This window comes from Streptomyces sp. HNM0574 (assembly GCF_012726235.1).
In the GTDB taxonomy this organism is placed as follows: Bacteria; Actinomycetota; Actinomycetes; order Streptomycetales; family Streptomycetaceae; genus Streptomyces.
Genome location: NZ_JAASAH010000020.1, coordinates 19,651 through 34,916, shown reverse-complemented (window position 1 = coordinate 34,916; position 15,266 = coordinate 19,651). Strand labels below are relative to the sequence as shown.

The window sequence follows — 15,266 nt, the reverse complement described above, 5'->3', positions numbered from 1 at the left end:
GGACAGTTGGCGCCGGTTCGGGGGGCTTTTCCCGCCAGTTGGCCCTGGCCTTCCGTGCGTCCGGCTATTCGCCGGTGGCCACGTCGCGGAGCCGGCGCAGCGCCAGCGACAGGAGCAGCCGGTGCTGCCCCATCGGCTCGGTCACCCGGAACCCGAGCAGCGTCTCCGCCTTGGCGATCTGGTGGCGCACGGAGTTGTGGTGCAGGTGCAGCTCGCGCGCGGTGGCGCGTACCGTCCCGCTGAAGCACAGGACGTGCAGCGTGGTGAGGACCTCGGCCAGCGCCGGGTCGGCGGCCATCCCGTCGAGCACCGCCAGGTCCTCGACCTCGTCGAGGTAGGCGGTGTCCAGGTGCCGGGCGAGCAGGAGGTAGCCGCCCAGATCCTTGCTGAAGATCACGGGGTTGCGCGCGATCGCCGGACCGCCCGCGCCCGGCGCGTACGTCCGCGCGAACCGCAGCGCCGCCGCCGCACCGGCCCACGACCGCGGCGCCTCCAGCGCGGGCAGCCGCCGCCCGACGCCGATCCGTACGTGATGAGGCGCGCGCAGCTCCTCCGGCACCGCGCCGGTGGTGACCATCGCCCGGACCTTCCCCAGGTCCGTCGTCCTCAACCGGCCGCGGTGGTCCGGCAGTTGCTCGGCGACGGCCTCCCAGGCGCCCTCGGGTCCGGCCACCGCGAGGAGCTGCAGCTCGTCGGTGCTGTGGAAGCCCAGCAGCTGCGCGGCCCGCGCACGGTCGACGACGCCCGCGTCCTCGCCGATGAGCAGTTCGAGCAGGCCGGGGTCGCCGAGGCCGGGCAGCCGCGTGGCGAGCCGGTCCAGCACCACCGAGCACACGGCCGCCAGCCGCTCCAGCACGAGACCGTCGAGCGGCCACGCCGGCCCGCTCCGCGCGAGCCACACCTCCGCACCGGCCGGCAACGGCCGCAGGACCCGCCCCGGCGGCGGCTCACTGCTGCCCACCCGGCCCCCGGCATCCACCGAGAACCCGACCAACGGATCAGCTGCCCGCACCCCGCACGGACACCCGGCGACCTCGGCGGCCGCGGCCAGCAACTCTTCCAGCCCGGCACGCTCCTCAAGCAGCGAGTCGAAAAACCGCACAACCCGCAACACGCCCTCCGCGTCGGCCTCCCCCTCGCCCGGACGCCGTTCTGTGTCAGCCACGGGGGGACTTTATCCGGGGCGGCCGGGGCCGCGGCGGCATACGCCTCTCACCCCTCGTCGAACCTCTCCCGTGCCTCTTCGACGGCCGGCATGTGGGTGGTGGTCCAGTGGTGGAGGGCGTTTATCAGGTCCTGGAGGGTTGTGCCGAGGGGGGTGATGCGGTACTCGACGGCCAGGGGGCGGGTGTTGACGACGGCGCGCTCGATCATTCCGTTGCGTTCCAGGCGGCGGAGGGTGGCCGTGAGGGACTTCTGGGTGACGACGGGGATGGCGCGGCGGAGTTCGTTGAAGCGGGAGGGGTTTCCGCAGAGGGTGTCGAGGACCTGGAGGGACCACTTGTCGAGGATCTGGTCGAGCAACTCGCGGTGCGCGGCCGTGAGTTGGGGCACGGCGGCCTTGGAGGTATCGGGCACGACACCTGGTCTCGTTGAGGTTCCCTTTGGATACAAGGTAGTCATGGGATACCTACTCGGGCAAGAGCGAAGGGGAGTCCCATGACGGTCCAACTGTGCACCCCCGAGGGCATGTTCGAGCCTGTGCCCTACCACCATGTGTCGATCGGTACGGGTACCCGTCAGGTCCACGTGGCCGGTCAGATCGCGCGGGACGCCGAGGGCAACCGGGTCGCGACGGGTGACCTCACCGGGCAGGTCGCGCAGGCGCTGCGGAACACCGCGCGGGGCCTGGCCGGTGCCGGGGCGAGCTTCTCCGACGTCGTACGCCTCAGGTTCTTCGCCACCCGGTGGCGCCCCGAGAAGATGGACGACTTCATGGCCGGCATCGACCGCGTCGTCGCCGAACTCGGCATTCCGCAACCGTTGCCGCCGGCGTCGCTCATCGGCGTGGACTACCTGTTTGAGCCCGATGTCCTCGTCGAGGTCGAGGCGTTCGCCGTCCTCGACTGACCCGCTCCGGGCGGCCTCCGCCGCGTCCTCCTCCAGGGGGATGCGCCCCTTCGGGCAGCGGCCTTGCCCCCGTCCCGGTACCGCCGCCCGTTCCGATGGGCGGCGGCGGCCCGGTATCCGTGGAGGGTCGGCGGGAGGGAGCGGACATGGAGAGGGCCGGGCGTGAGGAGCGGCGGGGCGAGCGGGGGCCCCGGCGTGCGGCGCGGCGTGCGCCGGTGGGCGGCTCGCGGGCGGGGGCGCCGTCCGGGGCCGCGGGGCTGGCGGAGCTTCAGGGGGCCGCCGGGAACGACGCGGTGGTACGGATGCTGCGCGAGGGGCGGCAGGGTGCGGGGGCGCCGGCCGTGCAGCGGGTGCCGGAGGAGGGGGCCCAGGAGCCCCGGTCGGTCTTCGAGTCGGACACGGACTCCGCGTCGGAATCCGGAGCGCCGGCCGGGGAGCAGGCGAAGTCCGAGGAGGCCGCGCTGCCCTTCCACAAGCGGCTGCGGCCGCTGCGGACCGTGATCGAGAAGGGCAGGACGTCCCCGGAGGCGAAGGACAAGCCGTGGACGGTCACGGCGAAGATCGACTCCGGTGCGTCCTGGGTGAGCCGGGACTTCTACCGGGGCGAGGTGGGGCACGTCTGGATCGAGGTCGTCTCCCCGCTCGGGGACAGCACCGAGTTCGGCTTCTACCCGGCGGAGCCCATCACCGTCCGCAGCGCCCCCGGGGAGATCATGTGCCCGGACGGCCATGAGGGCCACGACGAGCGGAAGACGGCGCGCGTCGGCTTCGACGACGTGGTGGAGGGGTACCACGCGGCCTTCGCCAGGACCGGCGCCCGGTACCACCTCGGCGGCTACAACTGCGCCGCCTTCGCCTCCGAGGTCTGGAACGCCATGACGGGCAAACCGCTGCCGAACGGCCTCCTCGTCGCCAACCCGGCGTCCGCGGCCGAGTCCGTCGGGGCCGAGCGTGAGCTGCGCAAGGCGTACGGGGAAGGGCCGTTGAGCGACGAGACCGAGGACCTGATCGAGCAGGCGAGCTCCGGCCGCATGCCGCCCGCCATGTGACCTGCGACGGCGGGGACTTGCCCGGTCCGGACCCGGCGTTCACCGCGGCCCGTGGCGGCGTGTTGGGATGGAGGTGACCGGCAAGAGGGGGAGGTTCGTGGTGAAGACGCAACAGTTGACGGTGGCGTTCCTGATGTCGGCGGTCGCGCTCGTGCTGCTGTCGCAAGTGGTACCGGGAGCCGCCGCCGTGCTGTGGCTGGGTTCGCTCGGCTTCACGTTCGCCGCGTTGACGGTGGCCGTGCGGCAGATACGGGATCGAAAACGCTCCTGAGCGGAGCCCCGGGGTCACCCCGAGGAAGGCAGGCGCCCGGCGGACTGGATCCGCCGGGCGCCGCGCTGTTCCGGGCGTCAGGGTGCTCCGCGCGAGGCCCGCTTGGCCGCACGAGGTCTGCGCGTCCGTACCCCGGTGTGTGCCCGCGCCCGGGGTTCGCGCGACGGCCTGCTTTACCTGCCCGGCATCTGCGGTCCTGTACGTGGCCCGCTCGCGGGTAGGGAGCCCGCCGCACGTGCCTCGCGCTCGGGGTTCACGGGCCCGTCGTGGCTTGCTCGCCCGGACATGTTTCGTGCCGCACCCGGCCCGGGTTCCCGTCCGCACCTGGCCCGCATGTCCGGGCCGCAGTTGGTCCGCCCGCGGGCATGAACTGGCGTGCGCTGGTACGGAGTTCGCACGTGGCCTGCTCGCCCGCAGTGAGTCCGTGCGTCTGCACGTGGTCCGCTCGCAGGCGCGGGCTCGCGCGTGGCCGTACGGAGTTCGCGCCCGGATGTGGCCTGCTCACTTACCGCGCTCCGAGCCCGTGCGCCTGTGCGTGGCCTGCTCGCCCGCATGGGCTCGCGCGACCGTACGTTGCCCGTGTCCCGCACCCCGGTCCGGGTACCGTCCGCACCTGTCCGCATGCCCGGGCCCGTACCTGGTCCGCTCGCGGGCATGGGCTCGCGCGTGGCCGTACGGAGTTCGCGCCCGGATGTGGCCTGCTCACTTGTGCTCTCCGGGCCTGTGCCTGTGCGTGGCCTGCGCGCTCGCAGGGAGCCTGTGCGACCGGGCCCGTGTGCCGCACGGTCCGGGTGCCCGTCCGCACCTGGTCCGCATGCCCGGGCCCGCACCTGATCGGCTCGCGGGCATGAACTCGCGTGCGCTGGTACGGAGTTCGTATGTGGCCTGCTCGCCCGCACTGAGTCCGTGCGTCTGCACGGGGCTGCTCGCCTTTACGGGCGCACGACCCGCCAGCCCTTACGGAGTCTGTGTGCCCGCACACGACCCCCACTCGCCCGCACGGGCCCGTGTCCCGCACCTGGTCCGAGCCCCGGCCCGCGCCTGGTCGGCTCGCAGGCGCGGGTTCGCGCGTGGCCGTACGGAGTTCGCGCCCGTACGCGTCCCGCTCGCCTGCACTGAGCCCGTGCACCCGCACGTGGCCCGCGCCCGGTCCGGGTACCCGGGCCGCGCACTCGTCCCCACCTGGTGCGCATGCCCGGCCCCGCCCGCGCCCCGCGTACCCGCACCCGGGCCCCGTACTCGCCCCACCTGCTCCGCACGCCACAGACCCGGCCCAAGCCCCCACGCACCCAACCCTGACCCCACGAGACCCCCGTACCCCAAGACCCACCCCCGGGACCATCAGACCCCCCGCCCCTGCCCCATCGGCCACCCCCGTGAAGCCAACAAGGGCAGCCAACCCCCGCAACGCCCCTGTGAGGCCCGGAAGTTGGCGACGTGAGGCAGTCCCGGGTGCGCCTGGCGCGCACGGTGACGCCGGGTCGGATGGTCCTCAGGTGGTGATCGATCGGGGCCGCGGAGTTGCCCCGTGGAGGGGCCCTGTGGACCTGTTGCGGGGGACGGCGGGTGCGGTGGGGTGGATCTTGTGAGTGCCTCGTGAACAGGGACGATATGCGCAGTCAGGAGCGGTCGGTGGAGGACCTGGGAGGTGTGGCCGGCAGTGCGGAGTGGGTGCGCCGGGTGCTGGCCGGTGGCTGGGGGGAGCGGTGGGCCGGTGAGCCGGTGCGCCCGTTCTCGGCCGGTGGCGCCGTGCCGCTCAGTCACACCGCCGGCCTGTGGCGGGTGGGGGAGGGCACCGGCAGTCATGTGCTGAAGGTGCAGCTGAACCCGGAGGCCGCCCGCGCGCCGCGCTTCTACCCGCTCAAGGAGCGGATCGCGGCGCACTGCCGGAGCCGCGGCGTGCCGCTCCCGGCTCCGGTGCCCGCGGTGGACGGCGCCCCGGGCGTGTGGCGCGGGGGGCTCGTCTGCGAGCTCGTTCCGCTTCTGGAGGGCGCGGCCGCGGGGGAGTTCACCCCCGGGCAGGCGCGGGCCGTGGTGCGTACCGGGCTGGACCTGCGGACCGCGCTGGACGGGCTGCCGTCCGGGGTGCGGGACGAGCTGGCGACGGTCCACCTGCCGCGGCTGGTGGACGAGGAGCACTGGCCGTCCGCGCTCCGGGACGCCGTGGACCGGCTGCTGCCCCTGGCCGAAAGCGGCGAGGACGCATGGCACCGCACGGCCGCCGAGGCACTGCGCGAAGTGGCCGCCGCCGGGCGGCTGTTGGCCGAGCACCCGGTCCCCGCGACGGGGGAGCCGTGCGACCGTCCCGCCGTGGTGCACAGCGATCTGCACCACCACCACTTCCTGTTCGCCCCGGCGGGGCCGGGCCGGGAGGAGCCCACCGTCGAAGGGGTCCTCGATCTCGACAACCTGCACGTCGGCGACCGGCTGCTCGACCTCGCCTGGCTGGCCGAGGCCGCCGGACGGGTGGCCGGTCCGGCCGAACGCGCTCGCTCCGTCGGCGACTTCCGGCGCGTCGCCGAGCGGCGCGGGCTGCTGTGCCCCGGCGAGGAGCGGCTGTTGATGCCGCTGCTGCTGGCCCATTCGCTGCCGGTGATCGTCGACATCGCCAAGGACATCCTGGAGCGGGACATCCTCAGCCCCGTCTGGCCCGGCTACTTCGCCCTGCTGTCCCCGCTGCGCCGGCTGGAGATCCACCGCCTGCTCACCGCGCCGCCGCCGGCATGACCCGACGGGCGCCCGCGCGAACCCCCTGAACTCCCTTCTTCGAGCCCGACGTTCTCCCGCGACCAGAGAGAGATTCCGCATGCCTGCTCAGGAGACCGCGGCCACGCCGTGGCCGGCCGACATGTCCGCCTACTGCTTCGAGGTCCCGCACTCCGAGGACTCCCTGCTCTTCACCTCCGCCAAGGGAATCCGGCTGTCCGACGCGACCGGACGCAGCTATCTCGACGCCCTGTCCGGGGTGTTCGTCACCTGCTTCGGCTACGACTGCGGGCCGATCACCCAGGCCGTCGACGACCAGCTGCACACCCTGCCCTTCAACCCGCCGCTGCACGGCGCCAACCGGGCCGCGCTCGACCTCGCCGCCGAGCTGGTCGACCTGGCACCGGACGGCATCACGGCCGCGAAGCTCGTCAACGGCGGTTCCGAGAGCGTGGAGGCGGCCGTCCGGCTGTCCCGGCTCTACCACCGCTCGCACGGCAACCCGGACCGGGTGAAGGTGCTCAGCTACTACCACGGCTACCACGGGGCGACGTTCGGCTCGCTGACCCTGACCGGCCGCCCGGACGTCAGCCGCTTCGGCCCGGGCCTGCCCGGGGTCGTGCACGTCTGGCCGCCGGACTGCCTGGAGGAGTTCTGGGACGTGCCGCGCGAGAAGTCCGGCGAGCTGGCCGCCGCGATGATCGAGCGGACGATCGAGGCCGAGGGCCCGGACTCGGTGGCCGCGCTGGTCGTCGAACCGGTGATCCACCTGCGCGGGATGGCCGTCCCGCCCGAGGACTACCTCGCCCGGGTCCGTGAGGTCTGCGACCGGCACGGCGTGCTGCTCGTCTTCGACGAGATCGTCACCGGCTTCGGCCGCACCGGACACCCCTTCGCCGCCCAGCACTTCGGCGTCACCCCGGACCTGATGTGCGTCGGCAAGGGCATCTCCGGCGGGTACGCGCCGCTGGCCGCCGTCCTGATGCACGAGCGGATCGCCGCGGTGCTGGACAGCGGTGACGGCAAGGTCTCCTTCGCGCCCTCGCACACCTACGCGGCCAACCCGATGGCCGCGGCCGCCGGACTGGCCGCCGTCCGGCACTTCCGCGAGGGCGACCACCTCACCAAGGTGCGCGCCCTCTCCGCCCACCTGGAGCCGCGGCTGCGCGAGCTGCTCACCGGGCGCGGCAGGCTCCGCGCCACCGGCCTGCTGTACGGGGCGAAGCTCGACGAGGGCGCGGCCGTCGACGGCGGCCGGGGCCCGATCGGCGAGCGGCTCGCGCGGGCCTGCCTGAACCGGGGGCTGATCATCCGCGGGCAGGACGACTGGGTGGTGCTGGCCCCGGCGTTCGTCACCACGCGTGCCGAGGCCGACGAGATCCTCACCATCCTGGGCGAGGCCCTGGACGAGATCTTCGGGGCGGGCCGATGAGCGAGCTGCGGACCCTCGTCGACCGTGCGGCACGCGCCGCGCTGCCCCGCCTCACCGAGGCGGAGAGCGCGGTGGTGCGGCGCGAGCTCGACGAGCTCGAACGGGGTGACTACAGCGGCCCGTTGACGGAGAGCCTGCGCAAACTCGCCGCCGCCGTGCCCGAGCGGCCCCACGAGGACAGCGCGCGGGTGCTGCTGCGGATGCACGAGATCGCCGGCTCGGGCAACTACCAGAGCAACCTCTCCTCGCTGGCGATCGTGCGGGCCTGCTTCGAGCTCGGCCTGGCCCCCGAGGACGGTCCTGGCGCGGGCGCCGGAGCGGGGACCGCCGTCACGCCCACCGGCACCGGACCGGCCGAACTGATCGTCGGACGCGGGCACATCGCCCCCGCCTTCTACGCCGAGCACCACGTCCGCGGCACCTTCCCGTTCGCGCCGCTGGCCACCCTCCACCAGGGCGGCCTGACCGGTGTGATCCACCGCGAGCTGGGCTTCACCAACACCATGCGCTACAGCCTCGGCGTGGGCGTGGCGCAGGCCGTCAGCCTCGCCTTCGAGCTGGCGCGCCGGGGCGAGGACCGCAAGGTGGTCTGCCTGTCCGGCGACGGCGAACTGCAGGAGGGCGTGGCCTTCGAGTGCCTGCGCTTCGCACACGAGGCGGGCCTGGCCAACCTGATCCTCGTCGTCGACACCAACGGCAAGGGCATCGAGCCGCTGCCCGAGCCGCTCAGCCGGGACTACCTGGCGAGCTATCTGGGCCGGGTCGAGGAGACCGACGGCCTCGACACCGCGGCCGTACGCGGCTCCCTCGGGGAGCTGCTGGCCGGCCCTACCTCCGCCGCGCTGGTGTGCCGTACCCGCAAGGGCGACCACAGCTTCAAGCCGACGACGTCCGCCGCGTCGGCCACGGCGCCGAAGCCCGCACGGGCACCCGACCCGGCACGGGGGCCCGATCCGGCCCCGGCGCCCGCCAAGGTGTCCTTCGCCACCACCTCGGGCGCGGTGCTGGCCGCGCACCGGGAGCGCACCGGGCGTGAACCGGCCGTGTTCACCGCCGACATGGCGGCCCGCTTCGGGCTGCGGGGCCACGTCCCGTACACCAACACCGGCCTCGCGGAGACGTTGAGTCTCGGGCTGACGCTGGCGCTGCCCGAGGACACGCTCAAGGTCGTCGCCACCGACGCGATGTACTACATGGACTCGCTGAGCATGCTGACCGAGGCCACCACCAGCGTCCGCCGCCTGCTGGTGCTCGCCGGACGCAGCTGGGGCGCCTGGGGCGGCGCGCACAACGCGACGAACCTGCTCGGGCGCATCCTGCACACCCGGGTCTACGAGCCGGTGACCAAGGCCGAGTACGCCGCCTGCGTCGAACGGCTGGAGCAGCACCCGGACGTCACCCACGTGGTGAGCGCCGTTGACGCCAAGTTCGACCCGCCGGCCTTCGACTGCTCGGCCGGGCTCGACGGCGGCGTGTGGGTCACCCCGCCCGGCCCCGGGCAGCCCGAGCGGGCCGTGGTCACCTTCGGCTACGCGAGCGTGCTCGTCGCCGAGGCCAACCGGGAGGCCGGCATTCCGCACCTGCACTGCGCGGCCCTCGACCCCGAGTTCGACTCCGCCACCCTGGCCCTGCTCGCCGGGTGCCGGCGCCTGCTGACCGTCGAGTACAACGGCGTCGACGGCGGCTTCGGCGAGCGGCTGCGCGCCAAGTACCTGCTGCCCGCGCGGGTCCACGGCGTACGCCGGGACATCGCCAACTGCGTGCACGCCGAACAGCTCCGGCGGCACGGCATGAGCCCGGACCAACTCCGGGACCTGCTCGGCGGGTTCGCACAGGCCCCGGCCGACGACGCACCGGGGGAGGGCGCCCGTGCTGCTGCATACGCATGACTACCGCTCCCCGGACACCGAGGGCATCGTCGACGGCGCCATCCTGATGCACCGTGAGATGGCCGAACTGCTCACCCGTATCCGGCGGGTCTCCTGGCACGACCTGACCCTCGGCCAGGACAGCGTCGCCTCGGCCGGACCCGGTGACGTGGTCTACGCGGGCTCGGGGCCGTACGCCTTCCTCTACCACCGGTGGCGGGAGCGGACCGGCGGCCGGTTCCGGATCGTCCGCGAGGTGCACACCGCGCTGTGGTCCGGCTACTGGGCGCAGGAGGAGCTGTGCGCGCCGCTGGTGCGCGAGGGCGACCTGGTGCTGTTCCCCACCGAGTACACCCGCCGCCTGTTCATCCGGCACTTCTCCTCGGTCACCGAGGAGAACTCGGCGGTGGCCTACCCGATGCTGGACCGGCTGCCCCGGTCCGCGCCGAAGCGCATCCCCGGGACGCGGGAGACGCTGCGCATCGGCTACCTCGGCGCGCTGTCCCTGGCGAAGAACTTCGACCAGGTGCTGTCCGTCTTCGCCCGCTGCCACCGGGAGAGCGGCGGCCGCGCGAGCCTGGTGTACGCGGGCAAGCCCAACCACCCGCGCTGGCGGCCCGACGCGGTGGGCGAGGCCCTGCACGCGCAGGGCGTCCCGCCGGGCTCCGCCGAGCAGTTGGGCGTCCTCGGCCAGGACCGGCTCGCCGACTTCTTCGCCCGCGTCGACGTCCTGCTGTTCCCCAGCACCGCCTCGCGGGAGACGCTCGGCCGGGTCGTGCTGGAGGCGCTCGCGCACGGCGTGCCGGTACTGGCCGCCGACGTCGGCCCGGCCGTCGAACTGCTGCCGGCCCGCAACCTGGTGCCCACCGCGCTCGACACCTCCGGCGAGTTCGTCATGAGCCGGGTCGGCCCGCTGGGCCGGGTCGACGAAGACACGCTGGTACGCAAGCTCACCGAACGGGACTTCGCACCTGCCGAGGTGCGCGGCGCGGAACCGTTCCGCGACGAGGCGTTCCTGCGCGCCCTCTCCGGCGAACCGGCCGACCGGCACATCGCCTGCGACACCCGGCTGCCCGCCCGGCTGCGCGTCGCACCCCGTACCGGCGCCGACCCCGAACGGGACCTCGCGCGGGCCGAGCAGCTGTTCACCGACTTCTTCGGCGGCCGCGACCGGGCGGTCCTGGACGCGCTCGACACCGCGGCCGCCGGACCCGACGGGCCCACCGGCCGCGAACTGGCCGCGCTGCGCGAGCTGGTGACGGGCCCGGACCGCAACCTGGCCGACTACCGGGCCTTCCCCCGGCTCCTGGACGCACTCGTCCTGCCGCCGCTCCCCTATCGCCTCGCGCCCGAACCGGTGGGCGCCGGGGCAGGAAAGGAATGACACGCATGGATCTCCCCGCGGACTTCACCGGCAAGGTGGCACTGGTCGTGGGCGGTGGCCGGGGCATCGGCTCGGCCGTCGTCGAGCAGTTCGCCCGGCGCGGCGCCACCGTCGTCGTCGCCGACACCGACCGGCTCCCCTCGCACTTCAACCACTACGAATCCACGCAGGTCACCGGCTACGCCGACGCGCAGAAGCTGGCCGCCAGGATGACCGAGTCGGGGCTGCGGGTGACCGCCGCGCAGGCCGACGCCACCGACGAGGACGACATCCGCCGCCTCTACGCGGATCTGGCCGAGGACGCCGGGCGGCTCGACGCGGTGGTCAACGCCTTCGGCGTGACCCACGTCTGCCCGGTGGAGCGGATGGAGCTGGCCGAGTTCCAGCAGGTCGTCTCCGGCAACCTGGACGGCGTCTTCCTCTCCGCCAAGCACGCGCTGCCGCTGCTGCGCTCCTCCGGCGGCGGCGCCATCGTCAACTTCTCCTCGGTGTCCGGGCGTTCGGGCTTCGCCAAGGTGGCGCACTACTGCGCCGCCAAGTTCGGCGTGGTCGGCTTCACCGCCGCGCTCGCCCAGGAGGTGGCCCGCGACGGCATCCGCGTCAACGCGGTCTGCCCGGGCATCGTCCGGTCCAACATGTGGCGCTACCTGCTCTCCGAGTTCGTCCGCCCCGGCGAGAGCGAGGAGGAGTGCTGGGAGCGGATGCGGACGATGATCCCGCAGCGCGAGTTCCAGACCCCCGAGGACCTCGCGGAACTGGTCGCCTACCTGGCCGCCGCGACCAAGGTCACCGGCCAGGCGATCAGCGTCGACGGTGGGATGACGGCACCGTGACCGGAAGCACCGAACTCTCCTGGCCCGACGGGACCGACGCCGGTGACCCCTGGCAGTGGCGCGGCACCCCCGCCGCCACCTCCCGCGACGGCCGGCTCCTGCGGATCGAGGCACCGGGCGGCGCCGACCTGTACGCGCTGCCCGGCTCCTACGAGGCCGACGGGCTGCCGCTGCTCCAGCGGCCGGTACGCGGCGACTTCACCGCCTCCGCCCGGATCGCCGTCGAGGGCGGCGCCTTCGGCGACGCCGCGGGCCTCGCCCTGCACGGCGAGGACGGCTGGCTCAAGGTGTGCGTGGAGCGGACCAGGGCGGGCGGCTGGGCGGTCGTCACCGTGCACTCGCGCCCGGCGTCCGACGAGGCGATGGGCCCGGCGCTGGCCGGGCCCGCCGCCGACCTGCTGCTGACCAGGGAGGGCAGGCGGCACGCCGTCTTCTTCCGCCAGGAGCCGGACGGGGACTGGCAGTTCGTCCGCACCTTCCACGGCTTCGCCGCCGACGAGCTGCGCCTCGGCCTCTTCGTCCAGGCCCCGTTCTCCCCGTCCGCCGCCGGAGCCTTCACCCCGGTACGGATCAGCGCCACGCCCCTGGGCGACCGGCGGTGACCCGAGGCACACCCGCGCCCGCCGGCCCGCTCGTCGGGGCCGCGCTGGCCCTCTCGCTGCTGCTGGGGGTCGTCACCGGCGCACTCGGCGCCGCGCTGCCGCTGCTGCGCACCGCGTACGCGCTCGGTGACGGCAGCGGCACCGAGGCCGTCGTGCTCTACAACCTGGGCGCGCTGGCGGCGATCCTCGGCTGCGGGCTCGGCGCGCGCGGCGGCCGCACCGGCCGGGGCCGGGTCACCGCGCTGCTGCTCGCCTTCGCGGCCGGCAGCGCGGGCCTGGCCCTCGCGCCCGCCTGGTGGGTGCTGTGCGGCTTCGCGCTCCTCGCGGGCGCCGGATACGGCGGGCTGATCCTCCAGCTGAACACCTTCCTCGCCCAACCCGCCACGCCCCGCCCGGTGTTGATGCTCAACCTGCTGCACGCCTGCTTCGGCGCCGGGGCCACGCTCGGCCCGCTGCTGGTCGGCCGGCTCGACGGCGTCTCCGGGCTGCTGCTGACCACCGGCTGCCTCGCGCTGCTGCTCCTCACCGCCCGGCGCACCGGCGACGTGGCCGAGGAGCCCGGCACCGCGTCGCCCGCGCCTGCCTCGCTGCCGCTGCTCACCGTGTTCGCCGCCGCGGCCCTGCTGTACGCGGGCGTCGAGGCGGGCATCGGGGCGCTGGAGTCGACCCACCTGGCCGCCGCCGGGTACCCGGCCGCCCGCGCGGCCGAGTACACCGCGCTGTTCTGGGCCGGGCTCACCGCCGGCCGTCTCGTCCTGCCGTGGGCCGCCGGGCGGCTCGGACCGCCCCGGCTGATCGGGCTCTGCCTGCTCGCCGCCGCCGGGGCACTGGCCGCCACCACGGTCGGCGCCTGGGCACCGACGGCGTACGGGCTGGCCGGGCTCGCCCTGGCCGCCGTCTTCCCGACGGCGCTGGCCTGGGCGAACGCCCTGCTGCCCGCGCCGCAGCGGGTCAACTCCGTGCTGCTGGTGGCCAATCTCGTCGGCAGCGCGGCCCTGCCCCACCTCATCGGCCTGGCCGCGGGCCCGGGCCGGACCGCCGTGATCCCCCTCGCGCTCACCGGCCTCACCCTGCTCACCGGCGCGGCGGTCGTCCTCGCCGCCCGGCTGGCCCGCCGTCCCGCGCCCGTACTGCCCGGCCGGACGTCCCGTACCACCCCGCACGCCGAACTGGAGAGATCCCCATGACCTCACCGCAGCCCGTCACCGACCTGATGTGGGCGCACTGGAAGACCAAGACCATGCTCAGCGCCGTCGAGCTCGGCGTCTTCACCGAGCTCGCCAAGGAACCCCTGACCGGACCCGAACTGCGCGACCGGCTCGGCCTGCACCCCCGCCCCGCCGCCGACTTCTTCGACGCCCTGGTCGCCCTGGACCTGCTGCACCGGAACGACGCCGTCTACGCCAACGCGCCCGAGGCCGCCGAGTACCTGGACGCGAACCGGCCGACCACCTACCTCGGCGACAGCTTCGTCACCCAGTGCGCCGGACTCGCGGACGACCTGACCACCGTGCTCCGCACCGGCGAGGCCGCCCTCGGCGCAAGGGACGGACGGGACTTCTACGCGTCCATGTACGCGGCCGACGACTCCGTCCGCGCCTTCCAGCGCGACATGACCGCGCTGAGCATGGGCTCCGCGCAGGCCATCGCCGACAAGTTCCCCTGGCAGGGCTACCGTTCGCTGGCCGACATCGGCTGCGCCGAGGGCGCCCTCCCCGGCCACGTCCTGCTGCGCCACCCGCACCTGACCGCCACCGGCTTCGACCTGCCCCCGGCCCGCGAGGGGTTCCGGGAGTACACCGAACGGCTCGGCGTCGCCGACCGGACGGTCTTCCAGGAGGGCGACTTCTTCCGCGACCCGCTGCCCTCGGCCGACGTCCTCGTCCTCGGCCACGTCCTGCACAACTGGGGCCGCGAGGAGAAGCTCCGGCTGCTGCGCGCCGCCTACGAGGCGCTGCCTGAGGGCGGCGCCGTCCTGGTCTACGAGACGCTCATCGACGACGACCGGCGCAGCAACGCCGTCGGGCTGATCCTCAGCCTGATCATGCACGCGGAGGTGCCGGGCGGCTTCGACTACACCGGCGCCGACTGCCAGGAGTGGCTGCGCGAGACCGGCTTCGGCCGGACCTGGGTGGAGCACCTGGACGGCCCCGAGTCCATGGTCGTGGGCATCAAGTGACCGGCACCGCCCACCCGGAGGAGCCGGAGGCGGACGACGCCGACCTCGTGATGTTCTGGAACCTCTACGAGGCCGGCATCGACCGCCTGTACGGCCGCGACACCCGCTGGCACCTGCAACGCGACCTGATCCGCGAGCACCGCCCCAGGGTGCTGATGACCACCGAGGGCTGGGGCTGGGAGCGGAACGGCCGCGCCTTCTTCGAGGACGCCAAGGCCGCCCTCGGCATGGAAGGGACGCTGTTCCCCGCGAGGACCGGCTGCAACCTGGCCGTCTTCTGGCAGCCGGACATCCGCCTCCTCGCCGAGGACCAGCCACCGCCCGAGCTCACCACCTGGCACGGCCACGGCAGCGTCACCCTGCAACTCCCGGGCAGATCCGCCCCGTTGACCTGCGTGGTGGCCCACCTGGACCCGTTCAGCGCCACCAACCGGCGCATCGAGTCCGACCGGCTGCGCCAGTACGCGGCACCGGACGCGCACCCCACGCTGCTGGCGATGGACGCGAACTCGCTGCCGCCGGGGGACCCCGAACCGGACTGGTCCACCGTGCCCCGCCACCGCCGCGCGGACCACACGCTGCCCGGCGAGACCCGCGCCGACCGGGAGCCGCTGCGCCGCCTGCTCGGCGACCCGGAGGACCCCCTGTTCCTCGACGCGGGCGCCGAACTCGGCGAACGGGCACCGACCTTCGGCTTCCACCCGCCCCACGAGGCACCCCGGCGGATCGACGTGTTCCTGCTCACCCCCGCCCTGTTCCGTGATCTTGTGAGGTACCGGGCCCTGGACGATCCCCGGCTGCACCCCGACGGCGAGCGTCCCGGCGCCTCCGACCACCGCCCCGTCGCGCTGCGGCTGCACCGCCGCTGACCG

Annotated in this window: 14 protein-coding genes; 12 read left to right on the top strand and 2 right to left on the bottom strand. The window is 74.1% G+C overall.

Annotated features, from left to right (window positions below):
* Positions 1-64: 64 nt before the first annotated feature.
* Both HCC30_RS29240 and HCC30_RS25505 read right to left on the bottom strand, forming a co-directional pair.
* Entirely contained in the window at positions 65-1,165 is a 1,101-nt protein-coding gene (locus HCC30_RS29240; protein ID WP_169445139.1) for a helix-turn-helix domain-containing protein, read from the bottom strand.
* Between the two features lie 47 nt (positions 1,166-1,212).
* Complete coding sequence (locus tag HCC30_RS25505; protein WP_169445138.1) at positions 1,213-1,578, bottom strand: helix-turn-helix domain-containing protein; 366 nt, start codon at positions 1,576-1,578, stop codon at positions 1,213-1,215.
* 81 nt (positions 1,579-1,659) lie between these two features.
* Between HCC30_RS25505 and HCC30_RS25500 the strand changes: the two genes are divergently transcribed.
* The 12 genes from HCC30_RS25500 to HCC30_RS25445 all read left to right on the top strand — a co-directional run bounded on the left by HCC30_RS25500 (position 1,660) and on the right by HCC30_RS25445 (position 15,263).
* Positions 1,660-2,070: a Rid family hydrolase gene (locus HCC30_RS25500; protein ID WP_169445137.1), complete on the top strand. Its 411-nt coding sequence runs from the start codon at positions 1,660-1,662 to the stop codon at positions 2,068-2,070.
* 146 nt (positions 2,071-2,216) lie between these two features.
* Positions 2,217-3,119, top strand: coding sequence for a hypothetical protein (locus HCC30_RS25495; RefSeq protein ID WP_169445136.1), 903 nt, complete (start codon positions 2,217-2,219; stop codon positions 3,117-3,119).
* A 100-nt stretch (positions 3,120-3,219) separates the two neighbouring features.
* Positions 3,220-3,390 carry a hypothetical protein gene (locus HCC30_RS25490; RefSeq protein WP_169445135.1) on the top strand — a complete coding sequence of 57 codons (171 nt, stop codon included), beginning with the start codon at positions 3,220-3,222 and terminating at the stop codon, positions 3,388-3,390.
* A gap of 1,632 nt (positions 3,391-5,022) precedes the next feature.
* Positions 5,023-6,117 (top strand): phosphotransferase, encoded by a 1,095-nt coding sequence (locus tag HCC30_RS25485; RefSeq protein ID WP_346776807.1) that lies wholly within the window; start codon positions 5,023-5,025, stop codon positions 6,115-6,117.
* 79 nt (positions 6,118-6,196) lie between these two features.
* Entirely contained in the window at positions 6,197-7,528 is a 1,332-nt protein-coding gene (locus tag HCC30_RS25480) for an aminotransferase class III-fold pyridoxal phosphate-dependent enzyme (protein WP_169445134.1), read from the top strand.
* Complete coding sequence (locus tag HCC30_RS25475; protein WP_169445133.1) at positions 7,525-9,417, top strand: 1-deoxy-D-xylulose-5-phosphate synthase N-terminal domain-containing protein; 1,893 nt, start codon at positions 7,525-7,527, stop codon at positions 9,415-9,417. Before HCC30_RS25480 ends, HCC30_RS25475 begins: the two co-directional genes overlap by 4 nt.
* Positions 9,398-10,780 carry a glycosyltransferase gene (locus HCC30_RS25470; RefSeq protein WP_346776806.1) on the top strand — a complete coding sequence of 461 codons (1,383 nt, stop codon included), beginning with the start codon at positions 9,398-9,400 and terminating at the stop codon, positions 10,778-10,780. The genes HCC30_RS25475 and HCC30_RS25470 overlap by 20 nt, the downstream gene beginning before the upstream one ends.
* Before the next feature lie 5 nt (positions 10,781-10,785).
* Entirely contained in the window at positions 10,786-11,613 is an 828-nt protein-coding gene (locus tag HCC30_RS25465; protein ID WP_206324320.1) for an SDR family NAD(P)-dependent oxidoreductase, read from the top strand.
* Positions 11,610-12,215, top strand: coding sequence for a DUF1349 domain-containing protein (locus tag HCC30_RS25460; RefSeq protein ID WP_169445131.1), 606 nt, complete (start codon positions 11,610-11,612; stop codon positions 12,213-12,215). Before HCC30_RS25465 ends, HCC30_RS25460 begins: the two co-directional genes overlap by 4 nt.
* Positions 12,212-13,402 (top strand): MFS transporter, encoded by a 1,191-nt coding sequence (locus HCC30_RS25455; RefSeq protein ID WP_169445130.1) that lies wholly within the window; start codon positions 12,212-12,214, stop codon positions 13,400-13,402. The genes HCC30_RS25460 and HCC30_RS25455 overlap by 4 nt, the downstream gene beginning before the upstream one ends.
* Entirely contained in the window at positions 13,399-14,394 is a 996-nt protein-coding gene (locus HCC30_RS25450) for a methyltransferase (RefSeq protein WP_169445129.1), read from the top strand. The genes HCC30_RS25455 and HCC30_RS25450 overlap by 4 nt, the downstream gene beginning before the upstream one ends.
* Entirely contained in the window at positions 14,391-15,263 is an 873-nt protein-coding gene (locus HCC30_RS25445) for an endonuclease/exonuclease/phosphatase family protein (RefSeq protein WP_346776805.1), read from the top strand. Before HCC30_RS25450 ends, HCC30_RS25445 begins: the two co-directional genes overlap by 4 nt.
* Positions 15,264-15,266: the final 3 nt, after the last annotated feature.